Genomic DNA, 13878 nt, shown 5'->3' on the forward strand with positions numbered 1-13878 from the left:
ATTATTGGTTTTTTGGTATTTCTAAATAAAAAGTGGCGCCTTTGTTCGGACTGCTTTCTGCCCAAGTTTTCCCGTTCATTCGTTTCATTGCTTTGTTAACTAACGCAAGTCCTATACCGGTTCCAGGGTAATCTTCGGCTCTTTGAAGACGTTGGAATATATCAAAAATTTTATGATGGTATTGCATGTCAAAACCTATTCCGTTATCAGCAACACTGATAATCCAAGATTCATTATTGTCTTTAATTTCGATTGTAATAATGGGATGTTCATGTCCCTTAGTAAATTTGATAGCATTTTCGACCAAGTTACGAAACGCCATAATAAAACCGTTGGCATCTGCATTGATTGTTACGTTATCCGCTTTTGGATCAAAAATAATTGTTCCTGTATTACGTTCAAAACTATGAACAGATAAAACAGAGTTTATTAAATCAATTACATTCAATTTACTAATGGTCAGTTGGCTTCGTTCTAAACGAGAATAGTCCAAAAGGTCATCAATGATTTCGTTCATCTGCAAAGTAGAGCGACGTATTTTGTCAATAAATGATTGTGCCTCTTCTTTGAGATCGGATCTATAAATATCCGACAATAGCTTGCTGTAGCCATCAATGCCTCGTAAAGGTGCTTTTAAATCATGTGAAACAGAATAGGAGAAGGTTTCTAATTCTTTATTGATGGCTTCGAGTTGCGCTGTACGCTGTTGTACCTTAAGTTCAAGCTGTGTATTTAGCTCTTTTATCTGTTTTTCGGCGTTTTTTCTTTGTGTAATATCATGAATAATACTTAGGAATAATGGTCTACTATTCACTTCAATAATACAAGCCGAAATAAAAAACTCTCCTATTTCGCCAGACTTTTTACGAAATTGAACTTCCATTTCATTTAAACGATCCTTTGTTTGTAGTAGTAAAGCAAATTTTTCTCGCTCTTGAGGGTTTACCCATAATGGTAATTCTAAAGTATTATTACCAATAAATTCCTCTCTTGTATATCCTAAGGTGGAGTATATTCTATCATTAACCTCGATTACTTCGCCTTCAAAGGTACTTAGACTTATTAAAAAAGGACTTAGTATAAATGATTTTGCAAATTTTTCTTCGGATAGTTTTAAGGCTTCTTCTATTAATTTTCTTTTGGTTACATCGATACTTAATCCAGAAGCTCCAGTGATTTTATGGCCTTCAATGATAGGATGCAAAGAGGTGTGAAAGTACCTTAGCTCCTTGTTTATAATATGTGCAAATTCAAATGTTACACTCTCACCATTGAAAACAGCTTGAAATTTAGGTTTCCAAAAATTAAGCTCATCTTTTGTTAATTTCTCTGTAGAACTCATTCCTCTTTTCAGTTGTATGCTGTACTGATCATTGATGATTTTTTCATAGGTACTGTTGAAAATAATGTAATTAAAATCAAGATCGATGGACCAGATAGAATCTTCACGATTATTAATCATCGAACTTAAATTGGCAGCGGTTTCTTTGAATGCTTGCTCTGCTTGTTTCAGCTCAGTGATATCTCTTGTTATTGTTAATAGATGTTGATTTTGATTGATAACAATTAAAGCAGCCGAAAGTAAACCATCGATTATTTTTCCGTTTTTTAAGGTAAATTGGGCTTCCAAATTTTCTACTTTTCCGGTCTCATGGAGTTTAGAAATCATTATGTCTCGATTTTCGCAATTATTCCAAATGTTTAGTTCGAATGAGGTTTTTCCGATAATTTCTTCTCTTGCATAGCCAGAAGTCTGTATAAAACTATCATTTACATCTACATATTCACCATCTTCTAATCGATTAATTGTTACAAAATCCGGACTTGTTCGAAAAATTAATTTGAATTTCTCTTCGCTTTCAAATAAAGCATTAGTAGCCTTAGTTTGTTCTGTTATATTGTGTGAATTATATAAAATGTATTGGCATTTTCCTTGCTCATCCATGATTGGGCTCAAAGTAATTTCAGAGGTGTAGTTTTGCCCAGAAAGACTAATAGTTTCGGTAAAATGAATTGGTTTACCGCTACTAATCACTTTGTTGTAGGTGGCTAAAGTTGTATTGTAATAATCATCACCTAAGCCCACAGCTTCATTAAGAACACGAATAGGTTGACCTATCAGTGCTTTAGGATCGATTAAAAGTCCAAATGCTTTTCCGGTATCAATATAAGGCTTGTTTATAGCATCTACTCTAAAGTCGCATTCCGGATCGATACTCACTAGTAGTTGTAAATCAGTGTGATTGTTAAAAATCACCGATAGTATTTTTTCGCGCTCTAGTAATGCTTTTTCTGCTTCTTTTCTTTCTGTTATATCTCTAATCGTCAGACTTGTAAAAGTAACACGATCGGCATTTTCAAAAATGGCTGATGAAATTTCGACTTCAAACTGTGTTCCGTCTTTGCGCAACATCGTGAGCTCTCCGCTAGCTTTTTTGTCTTTTTGTCTCTTGGAGATGATTTCAAGTAAACGAGGATCTGTTGCCTCTGTTAATCCAGGCCTACCAAGAGCTATGATTTCTTGTTCGGTGCATTGAAACATTGTACAAGCAGCAGGATTAGCGGATAGTATTTTACCGTTAGTATTCGTTAGCAACATAGCATCCATGCTGTTTTCAAAAAAAGCACGATATTTTACTTCGCTTTCATGTATTCTTTTCTGTGCTTGCTCGCGCTCTGTAACATCGCGGATGATAATACTTGTAAACTTGATATTATCAGCGTTTTTAAATTCAGCCGAGGATACTTCGGTTTCAAACGGGACACCGCCTTTTTTTAATAATGTAATAGCGGTACGCACTTTTCCTTTTTCTTGCCGTGTGGCAAGTAATTCTGGCAAACGCACATCTGTAAAATCAGTAATTGCGGCTCTGTCTAATTGCTGGAATTCGATGGCAGTGTAACCAAATAATTCGCAAGCGGCAGCATTAGCCGATAATATTTGACCATCACTATAGGTTAGCAACATGGGATCAATACTATTTTCAAAAAACGAGCGGTATTTTATTTCACTTTCTTGTATTATTTTTTCTGCATTTTTGCGTTCGGTAATGTCTCTTATGATGTTCAGGAATTGATTCTCTCCAATCATCTTGGTGTTGAGTTCCGTGAATATAAAAGTTCCATCCTTTCTTTGCAATCGGTATTGACTTAGTATGGAATTGCCTTCTTGTAAGATATCCAAAGCAGCATTATGGTCTTTGGCTGCTAAATCGTCTGGATGTATTATTTCAAATCCTTTGAAGGCAGCTAGTTCGTCTTTAGTATAGCCTAAAATCTCACATATTTTAGCATTTAATTCTAATATTTCACTGTGTTGATTGAACACTATGATACCATCTGCCGAGTTTTCAAATAAGCTTTTGTATTTATATTCACTTTTAACAAGTGCTTCTTTAATTTTATTTTTTTCCGTAACATCAGTCGAAATTCCGCCTACACCATTGATGTCACCATTGATGTCAAAAAGAGGGAATTTTTGAGAAATATAAAAATGCTCCCCGTCCTTTTCCATATCTGCCTCTTCGATTGTAATAGCTTTTTTGGACTGGATTACTTTGATATCGTTTGCTCGATGTTCTTTGGCAACAGCCAAAGGCATTATTTGCTCCCGGTTTTTTTCTACAATTTCTGATTTGTCTCGTTGAAAGATAGCGGCAAATTGCTTGTTTACTAATTTAAACTTACCTTCCAAATCAGCCACATACACCATTGCATGACTGTTATCAATGATACTTTGAGTAAATAAATTACTGGTAGTCAATGCAATATTCAAATCGTTTTGTTCCTTTTTATCAAAAGCTAATTCTAAAGCAAATTCGAGCGATTCTTTGAAAAAGAGCATGTTTGCTTTCACAGTTTCTAGTGCCAATACGGGTGTTACTGTTATTGCTTTACTGTATTGACCTTCATTAAATTGATACTGTTGCGCTTCTTTTTCAAAGGTTTTTATATCAGGTTGTGCTGTGAAAAAGTACCCTGAAAATAATGTAGTTAAATGGATCCCGTTTAACAAAATAGGAATTGCTAACTCGGTTAATCCATTGCTGTTTTTGTAGCAATTAAATCCCTCTTGAATTTGTACATTAGGAGAAACGCAACTGAGCCATTTTGCTGTTTCAGGATTATTGATGTAAAAATTATGGTATAGCGAACGCCATTGGTGCTGAGACAGAATTATTCCTTCAAGATCTATAATAGCTGCGTTTAGTCCTGCTGTTTTTGTAAATCTTATAAGTAAAGAATCAATCTTTTTAGGGTCGATTAGTTCCGCTATTTCTATGGTCATACCGTTAACACTTAAAGTAAGTGTTAAAAATAACTTTTTTTAGTTTAAATTTCCCTAATTTATTGGATTTTATATAAGAATTTTGTGTGTTTTTTTTTAATAAAACAGTAAAATATACGTAATACCGTTTTTTACGTACTTATTTGGCCTTCTTTTGATTTTTATTGCTGAATTTGCAACAGTATTTACACACCCTATTTTAAATGTAAGCTAGCGTAGCTCTTAAAAATGACTTGTAAGTCTTGTTTTGTTGCTGCGTTGCCAAAAACGTGAATGTTTTGATCCCATCCTTTAGTTTTAGTATTGGGAATTATGGTTTGAATACTATATTTTTTCTCATTGCAATTGTATAGTATCCAATCTAGATTTAAGTCTAAAATTTTTCTTTTTATTGTGCTAGTCTTACAGTTGCTATCAGCAGGTTTAAACTCCGAAGGGTGATTACCAAAATACAAGCCGGCGGTCCATTGATCCATTTTAGTACTGTCCTTACGGTAAATATAATAGATCATTGCATCAGGTCCATCTGTAGCGCTAATAGTATAATCATTTGGGATCGTTATAAGATAGCCCGTTTTTCCAATGACTTGCTCTACAAATAGAGGTGTTGCCGTTGTACGATTCCCATTTTCTATAAATGAGTCAGTTGAATTTTTGCAAGAGATCAAACTAAAAAGAAGTGCGGTAATTAGTATTAGTTTGTGTTTATTTAATAGCGCTATCGTTTCAATTTGGTTCTGATCCATTCCAATGGTTTTATTGTTACTTGTTGGTATTTAAACGGCACTTTTAATATAATATTTTAAGTTTTTGCTGTTCTTCTACTTTTATAGTTCCGGATTGGTTTAAAGTATTGTTTGAATGATGGTTGTTTTTTTCGCCCCACAAAATAGCAACAAAGGCCGTAGCATTATTGGTAAAGACATTACTAAATAGGTTAACATTAATAATTCCTCGAGTTTTGATTAATACATCGCTTTTGTCTGCGGTTCCACAGTTTGTGAAAGTACTATTACTTACTGTAAGCACCCCTCCAATGGTTGACTCATCATATCCGTCTCTAAAAAAATGAATTGTATTATTAGGTATGTTAGAAAAGGTACATTGATTAAAAGTAACCATTTCCGCATTATAATCTCCTTTGTCATCAGCTGCTAGTACAATACCGTTTTGACAGTTTTTAATGATGGTTTTTTGAACTGTTATCGAATCAGAAAAGGATCCTTTTGTAGCTCTCAAAACATAGTCAAAGTTTTCAATCACGCTATTTTCAATTCTTAAATTATAAGCCGAAGCCATATTTTTCTCTAAAGGTGCAAATGCGTATTGGGTTTTACTTCCTAGTAGTTTTATATCTTTTAAGGTTAGATTTCCTTTTGGATTCATTTCGAAAGCAGCTGTGTTAGCCTCTCCTGTGTATGTTAGTTGTACTTTCTTTTTAGGATTTATAGAACGGATGGTTAATACTTTATCAATTTTTAAAGAAGTTGTCAATGTATAATTTTGATCTGTTAGTTCGATGATATCGCCAGCTGTTGCTTGGTTGATTTTTTCGATTAGATTGGTATTGGATGCTTTGATAATCGTTGGGGTTTTCAGGATCGCATCCATTGAAAACCATGTTGGGCCATATTTCTTTTTATTGATAGTAAACTGAGTTGCTGCTTGTAGGTCATTAATGGCACCAACGCTGTTTTTGGTTGTTCTGGAACTACCAAAAAGATCTTTTGTTATGCCCGAAAATTCGTAACCCGTATAGGTTGTTGATACTTTTTTAGTAGTTAAATCATCGGGTATAAATAACCAATCGTTTACCTTTTTCATTTGTATTGTAGCACTCTCTAGTACATCATATTCGGTATAAGGTGCCCCATTATTGTCTATCAAATTATCTTTAAAATTGATTCCGTCCATTTTATGATGGTTGATAAGCGGCGCAGGATCTACGATAGTGTTGTAGATGATATTGTTTGCAATCGTTGTTCGAATAGGCGCTTCGGCTCGAATTTCACTTTGCGGAAGCACATCGGCACTTTTTATGTTTTGACCCACACTTATTTGTATGGGTGATTTGCAATCAATCCATGTATTGTAGGCAATCACAGCATCTGTTACTTGTTTATAGCGATTAAGTCCGGTGTTAAAAATACCATTCATGACAGCAAGTGGACATCTAAATTCTTCTCCTCTTATTTTATAAAAATAATTATTGGTAATCATATGTCCGGAGTTCACGACTCTAATGCCTCCATAAAAATTAGATTCATCGCCACCTATAAAAATGTTGCTATCAACAGTAGCATAATTTCCGTGACGTAAAACTAAGGATCCTTCACATTTGTAAAATATATTATTGTTGTAAGAGTTGGAATTTGACTTGTCTGAGATAATTTCTACTTCGCCATTACAGCGGTCAAAATAGTTGTCTTACACATTTGTAAAGCTTGGAGCAAAACTGGTTTCGCTTGCGCCTACGCGAATGGTTTCGCCTCTTGGTCCCCCTTTTCTTGGTCGTGGTCCAAAGTAGTTTTGAACTATTTGATGGTAATTGTTAATGTTTTCATTACCTGATAAATATACCCTTAGCGTCTCACCATCGTTTGATTTTCCTGTAATATACGAATGATCAAGTTGGTTGTACTTACCATAGAACTCAATCCATTGATCGGTTGCTAATCGGTTGGGTTGTGTAAAACCATCAATTACCGTTCCTGTCACTCTACAATGGTAAGCAGTTTTGTCTGTATCGATCCTATAACGTATGACTCCACTAGTGGGAGTATGCCCGTTTCGAAAATACAAACCATCTACAACCAAGTATTCTCCACCAAGCTGTAAGCAAGATATTCCTTCGATAAAAACTTTTCCTGGGGTTTCGGCACGCAAAACGATAGGGCTCTCAGCAGTCCTTGACCCGTAAAAATTGATTATAATATCACTCCAAACACCATTGGCTAATACTATTTGACTTCCAGCAGTGGCCGTTGCAATGGCTTTATTTAGTTCTATACTATTTTTAACTAGAATGTTTTTTTGATTCGTGCTTTGGCCATAAAATAAAGAATGTACAAGAAGGCTGTATATTAGAACTGTGTTTTTCATTTTGTGGTAATTGGTTACTGTTTTATCAATTGGTTTCCTTAAAGTTCTTTGAGGTTTGTCTTTTGTTATTGCCATTTTAAATTTGTTCATTAGTGACGACGTTGGATCGAACAGATGATTTTAGGCAGACTTTTGTCAGGAATAAGAATTGGTTAACCAAATTTACAGTAAAAAATGAAATATCCTATTTCTTTCCTAAAGTATTGATATTGGGTATTTTTATCTTTTGGTAATGTGTGAAAGAAGAGAATTACTATTCGAATAGATCCTTTTTTAAACCTTTTTATTAGCCTTGAAAATCACCGCAATCATGTACAGTAAAATGGGATATTTTTTTTTCTATGGTATAATAAGGGCTTAGTCTCAAAGCTAAATTATTCCAAGGACCACTGATTATATTTAATTGATAAATGGGTTCAGGATCTATTTTAACAAATAGAAATTGGTTGTTTTTGGTGACTATTTTAATTTGGTTAGGGCTGCTTTCTTGCTTTGTAATAGTCAGTTTTACATTATTGGTAGGATTACAAACATTAGAAACGGTGAGTTGTTTGCTTGTTATTTTTAATTGCGCTAAGTCGCAAGCATAGCAGTTTCCTGAGAATTCTACCCCATACTTTTCGTATTTATTGGAACTTTTCTTATCTAAGATGTCTAGTGGAACCAAAATGCCAGTTGTGGCAGCAGTTTGCCACTCACCGGAGGTTTTTATAGGTTCTGTCATTGTAGCAGCTGCAGAACTATCCATCTTCGGTTTGTTTTTACAATTTAAAAACAAACTAAGAAGGAGTGCTAGAGCTATACTGGTTTTCATGATGCAACTTTTTATAGGTGTTTTAATCCAAAGTTATTTTGGCTATTACTTTTAAGATAGCACTTATCTCAAATGGTTTAGTGATAAAATCATTCATTCCTGCGTCTAGACATTGTAACATTTCTTTCTCGCCTACATTTGCCGTCAAGGCGATGATTGGTATGTTTTTTTTAGTTCTATCAGTGCTATTGCGAATCTGTTTTGTAGCGGTAATTCCGTCCATTACAGGCATAAGCACATCCATTAGAATCATATCATATTGATTTTCCTGATGTAAATTGATAGCCTCTTGACCGTTATGCGCTAGCGTTAGCTCGCAGTTTTTAAGTTTGTTCTTTAATTGTTTTTGCAGTACTAATAAATTTATATTATTATCATCTACTAATAATATTTTCATACTACTGTCTTGTAAAAAGCTGTCAATTTGGTCTCCTTTGTTAGTGCTGTTTTTTACAACGGGCAACGGGATGGTGATAAAAAAGGTAGTGCCTTGATCAATCTTTGAATAAAAAGAAATGCTTCCATTCATTAAATCGAGTAAGCCTTTTGAAATGGTTAACCCTAAGCCTACACTATTAGTAGAACTATTTGAGGATGCATATTTTTGAAAAAGTTTGTCTCCTAATTCTTTTTCTATTCCCTTGCCGGTATCAGATATGGTGATTTGAAGTAGAAATTGAGCTTCGGCATCTTCATTATAGACGCCATCAACAACCATTTTTACTGATCCGGCTTCGGTGTATTCAATTGCATTTTTTAATAGATTTAAAACTATTTGATTAATTCTGTTTTTATCGCCATATACGTAATCTGGAATGGTGTCTGCAATTTCAATTTGGTAACTGATTGTTTTTTCGGATGCGAGTCGTTCATTCATTTTGAACAAGGATGTTAATGTTTTACGCAAATTAAATTCTGTAAATTGGAGCGAAAACACACCATCGTTGAGCTTGGTGAAATCTAAAATATTGTTTACTAATGCGAGTAAATGGTTGGAGGAATAATCCATAAGTTCGAGTAGGTTTTGGTCCTCCTCGCTTTGTTTGTTGTTTTTTAGAATTTCTGATATTCCTTTGATGGCATTGAGCGGAGTACGAATCTCATGGCTCATTATTGCAAAAAATGATTCTTTATTGATTTGTAATTTTTTCAATTCAGAGCGGGATTCTTCTAGTTCAACATTCTTCTTTTTGAGGTCTTTAATTATGTATTGAACAAGATTGGTCCGGGCAGTAAGCAGTACAATCAAGTATACCATAATCATTAGTACAATAAAGTAGAAAAAGAAATTAGTGTTGTCTTGGTCATAATATTTCTTGTTTCCGTAGTCAAACCCAAAAAAGTCATTGTAACTAATAATGGAAACTAGTACTATAATAATTGCACTCAATATAAACATAAGTTTATGTGACCGTATTATGATTAATAATACAATAGGAATGATGTATAGTAGAACGACTGTATTAAGGGTTTTACCGTACAATAAATAAGCGTAGGTGAAGTACACTATAAGAACAAATACAGTGACAATTGCTTTTTGATTAAAGCTGTATTTTTTTGAGGCCGAGAAATATAAAAATAATATTATAATGGGTAAGCTTCCCCAAGCAACATAGGTTAACTCAAAGTAAAACAGGAATGCAGTAACAATCAAAAATTGAAAAGAAAAAAAGTTAAAGCTAAAATGATTTAGCTTACTAAAACGATAGATGGTTTTTTCGTTGCTAGAGGCCGTTTGGGTATTACTGTCCATATAAAACTAAATAAAGAATAATTTTTATTGGTCTAATTATTTTTTAAATGTAAACAAATGAAGGTGATTAACCAAATATGCATCAAGTATTTTTGAAATCCTTTTCTTAATTAGTACTGTTTGTATTTTTGATTTATTTAAGGGTGGGTAATCAACTGTAAAATGAGGATGTGTTTGTTACGTCTTTATCTTTTTGCTCGTTTCTGTTTTGGAATGTTGATAATTCCACAACCGTCAACCAACCATTTTTCGTTTTGTTTTACAATTTTCCGGGTGAGTATAAATTCAGGCTAATGAGTAGTTGTTGCACAATACGTATCTGTGCTACACGCTGGCGGGGATTAAAAATGCGTGTTCTTTCAGTTTAGCTAAATTTCTGCTGATACAAAGCCATAGTTCCTAAAGCCAATTATCCAGCTTGCTTGTAGCGTGTTTTGTGCGATCGGTAAAATGTAGATATTTTATTTAAATTAAAATCTTTTTTTTATCGTTCTAATAGTGATTTTTTTTCGACCAAAAAAGATGTAAATTGTAGATATTTAATTTAGTCTTTGATTACTTTATTTGCATAAACTTTACCTTCAGAAAATATTTTAAGTAAATAAACTCCACTTTTATAATTAGTTAAATCAATAGTAATTTTATTAGTTAGAAAACTATTTGTAAAAATCTTTTGTCCAATCAAGTTGTATAATTCTATTTTTTCGATGTCTGCAGAATTTGATATAGTTATTTTATCTTTTACTGGATTTGGATATATTTTTATATGATTCGATTCTATTTCTTTTATACCTAGAGAAGCCAGATTTACTGTTATAGGTAATCTGTAATTGCTTTCTATTCCGCTAATTACTTGGGAAGCATAATAGGTTGTTCCATTAGTTAATAAAGTAGTACTTGGTAAAAGACTATTAATCTTATAGGTATTACTATTTGATATGCATTCGTTTTGAGAACTATTCCATGTAATATTTTGACCATTTACAGTTAAATCAGACAAAGTCTGACCTTGAATAAATGATTGGTTTTGCTGAGCTGTGGGAGCTGGAACAGTTGTCAATCCCGGAATGGATACCCTGCAGATATTATTTTTATTGATTCCGTAAACGGAGTTGAAAAATCCCCAAATCAAAATATTTTCACAGTTTTGTGTAGCGTAAGCTCTACCGGATGGCGGAATTGTAAAAGCATCTGTTTTAACGCCGTTAAAATCAATAACGTTAAAAATTGATCCGTTATTTAATACACCGCTATTATATGCTATTCTGTCATTTGAAAGAAATATATAATTACCTAATGGCAAAACAAATGGTTTGAAATTCGAATCAATTGTCCCGTCAGTAATATCATATTTAAACAAATAATTTTCATTCGAAGTCAATAATGCTTTTCCTCCTTTTAAAATTTTAAATTTAGATATAGGAAACGGTGTTGTATATTCGTTATTAATTGAACCATTCTCATTCAATATGACTATTTTACCAATATTATAATAACCTAGGCCATTAGGGAATGCAAAACTGACTGCTATTTTATCATCATCCAGGATTTTGAGATCCGATGGATAAGTATTAAAAGAGGGAGATGTGAAAGCTTGATCAACAGTGCTATCACTATTAAACTGAACTATTCTATATTTAGTTCCATTCTTATAAAACTCAGAGTTTCCGAAGCTAATAATTTTATTATCCTCTTTAACTTTAAAACCTAAAGGGTTAGATGTGAAATTGAAATTTTTATCCATTGAACCATCAGAATTTAATCTTATGATATAATTTCCTTTTAAATTACTATTCAGCCTGAAATATAACTTTCCATCAAAAATCTTTTTTGTTTCTAATGAATTTTTATAAATCATAGAGCTATTAAGTAACGGATCAATTGTAAAGCTATTATCCAGCTCTCCGTTTTCAGTTAATCTAATAATACTTTTAACAGGTTTGTCGTTATAGGTTGTAAAGCCATAAGAGGTATTATCATAAAATAAGATTTTATTGTCGGGTAAAACATCTAAATTTAATTCACTATTTGGATAATATTCATATTGCACATTGGGACCGTAAGTTGGATTAAAAGTTAAATCTATACCGCCAAGCGTATTTAATCTGTGGTAACCTGACCTTGTTATTCCGGAAGGATTTTTGTAATTTCCTGCTACAATAATTTTATTATTCTGCAGGTTTAAATCTCCATTTACATCTCCATTTATATTTAGGTCGTTAAAAGTTGTAATGATTTTGCCGGTATTGTCACATTTTTTTATAATTCCCTCAACACGGAAATAAATATTTCCATCTGAATCATATATCATTTTTTCAGGATAATAATTTGTTCGGTAATTTAACTGAAAAGAGTAATCTGTGGTTCCATCAGAGTTGAATCTAACAATAGACTGCCTGCTTACACTCCCATTTAGATACAAACTTGCGCCTGCTGTTACTATTTTCCCATTAGACTGTATTATTATATCGTTGATTGGACCTGAATTTACAAAACCTGTTATGTTGCCCGAAGAGCTATAAACGGTTTTGATAATAAAACTAGTATCCAAAACTCCATCAGGATTTAATCGTACCATTTTTTCTTTGGAAACCTCATTAAAATAAGAGAAATTTCCGCCAACAACATATTTTCCATCAGATTGTAATGCGAAGGCTGTTGTTTCCCCAAAAAAACCTGTACCTATGTTAAAAGTAGTGTCTACTGAGCCATTTGTATTAAGCCTAACCATATTAGGACTCCATGTACCATTAACTGAATTAAATGAACCAAAGACTAAAGTTTTTCCATCACTTAAGAAGTGAATTTTATTTATTCGGGCATAACCATTATTATATGAAAATATTGGAGGGGTAAATGAAGAGCTTAAACTGCCATCTGAATTATAACTTTTTAAAGAGGTATTATCAGGGGAGCTTTGAGAATTAAAGGGTACAATATAATTTCCTGATAGTTTATTGGCAAAAAAAAATTTGGCATTAGTAGTCAGAGGTTCTGAAGTTTTAGTAAAGGAATTGTCTGCGCTACCATCACTGTTTAATCTGTAAATACCCTCAGTACCATCTTTAGAAGTAAGTATTTTTCCATTATCCAAAATAACACCCCACTTTCCAAGATCTTGGGCATAAACTCCTAAATCAGAAGGGTTAAAACGATTATCAACAGTAAATGTTTGTGCTTGGGTAAGTGAGACAATCAAAATAAAGAGAATGGTAATTTTTTTCATATTTTGTTAATTTTTTAAATATTAAATTTTGTTATATTTATTGCTGTCTACCAACGTCAGTCTGTGAAAAAACTTCCGTTTATTTCTTTCAAATATAACACATAATATAATATAAAAGGAAGAAAAGTTGTATATTTAATGATGCAACACATCACAGGAATACCGCGCAATCAGATGGTCTTTTCAAGTTTAGAAGACATGATTTTACCAGATAATCCAGTTCGTTTTGTAGACGCTTTTGTGGAAGCGTTGTCAATACAGACTTTAGGTTTTAAGATTCAAACGTTAAAGACAGAAGGTCGTCCAAGTTTCGACACTAAACTGTTCCTTAAAATCTATTTATATGGTTATTTAAATGGCTTGCGAAGTTGTAGAAAACTTCAAAAAGAGTGTGTTCGTAATATTGAACTACAATGGCTTTTGTGTGGAATTGTACCGAACTACCATAGTATTTCTGATTTTAGAAAACAGAATCCATCGGGATTGAAAAACTTGTTCAAACTCTTTGTTTCATTCCTAAAAGATGTGGACTTGATTGCCGGTGAAACCATTGCCATTGATGGTACTAAAAGTAGAGCGCACAACAGCAAGAAAGCTAATTTCAATCAAAAGAAAATTGATAGACATTTAGCTTATATTGAGGAGAAAACTCAAGAATACTTAACGGATTTAGATCAAAACGATTTACAAGACAG

6 protein-coding genes and 1 pseudogene are annotated in these 13878 nt (G+C 33.1%); 1 reads left to right on the top strand and 6 read right to left on the bottom strand.

All coding sequences use genetic code 11. From position 1 onward, the window contains the following. Position 1: 1 nt before the first annotated feature. The 6 genes and pseudogenes from H8R24_RS02735 to H8R24_RS02760 form a co-directional block, all read right to left on the bottom strand. The gene (locus tag H8R24_RS02735; protein ID WP_187016922.1) at positions 2-4288 is read right to left on the bottom strand and encodes a PAS domain S-box protein; all 4287 of its coding nucleotides are present in this window, start codon (positions 4286-4288) and stop codon (positions 2-4) included. 194 nt (positions 4289-4482) lie between these two features. Next, complete coding sequence (locus tag H8R24_RS02740; RefSeq protein ID WP_187016921.1) at positions 4483-5034, bottom strand: hypothetical protein; 552 nt, start codon at positions 5032-5034, stop codon at positions 4483-4485. 43 nt (positions 5035-5077) lie between these two features. Further along, positions 5078-7480, bottom strand: a pseudogene (locus H8R24_RS02745) (chondroitinase-B domain-containing protein). Positions 7481-7676: 196 nt separating this feature from the next. Beyond that, positions 7677-8204 (bottom strand): hypothetical protein, encoded by a 528-nt coding sequence (locus tag H8R24_RS02750; RefSeq protein ID WP_187016920.1) that lies wholly within the window; start codon positions 8202-8204, stop codon positions 7677-7679. 22 nt (positions 8205-8226) lie between these two features. After that, complete coding sequence (locus H8R24_RS02755) at positions 8227-9957, bottom strand: hybrid sensor histidine kinase/response regulator (RefSeq protein WP_187016919.1); 1731 nt, start codon at positions 9955-9957, stop codon at positions 8227-8229. Between the two features lie 544 nt (positions 9958-10501). After that, positions 10502-13183, bottom strand: a complete 2682-nt coding sequence (locus H8R24_RS02760) for a T9SS type A sorting domain-containing protein (protein ID WP_187016918.1) — start codon at positions 13181-13183, stop codon at positions 10502-10504. A gap of 138 nt (positions 13184-13321) precedes the next feature. Between H8R24_RS02760 and H8R24_RS02765 the strand changes: the two genes are divergently transcribed. Further along, positions 13322-13878, top strand: a 557-nt coding sequence (locus H8R24_RS02765) for a transposase (RefSeq protein ID WP_225876755.1), incomplete at its 3' end; no start/stop codon positions are given.

The sequence above is a fragment of the Flavobacterium muglaense genome (assembly GCF_014305155.1).
GTDB lineage: Bacteria > Bacteroidota > Bacteroidia > Flavobacteriales > Flavobacteriaceae > Flavobacterium > Flavobacterium muglaense.

Excerpts from the sequence above, each read along its gene's own strand:
- H8R24_RS02735 (WP_187016922.1), bottom strand. The coding sequence starts at position 4,288 with ATGACCATAGAAATAGCGGAACTAATCGACCCTAAAAAGATTGATTCT.
- H8R24_RS02740 (WP_187016921.1), bottom strand. The coding sequence starts at position 5,034 with ATGGATCAGAACCAAATTGAAACGATAGCGCTATTAAATAAACACAAA.
- H8R24_RS02750 (WP_187016920.1), bottom strand. The coding sequence starts at position 8,204 with ATGAAAACCAGTATAGCTCTAGCACTCCTTCTTAGTTTGTTTTTAAAT.
- H8R24_RS02755 (WP_187016919.1), bottom strand. The coding sequence starts at position 9,957 with ATGGACAGTAATACCCAAACGGCCTCTAGCAACGAAAAAACCATCTAT.
- H8R24_RS02760 (WP_187016918.1), bottom strand. The coding sequence starts at position 13,183 with ATGAAAAAAATTACCATTCTCTTTATTTTGATTGTCTCACTTACCCAA.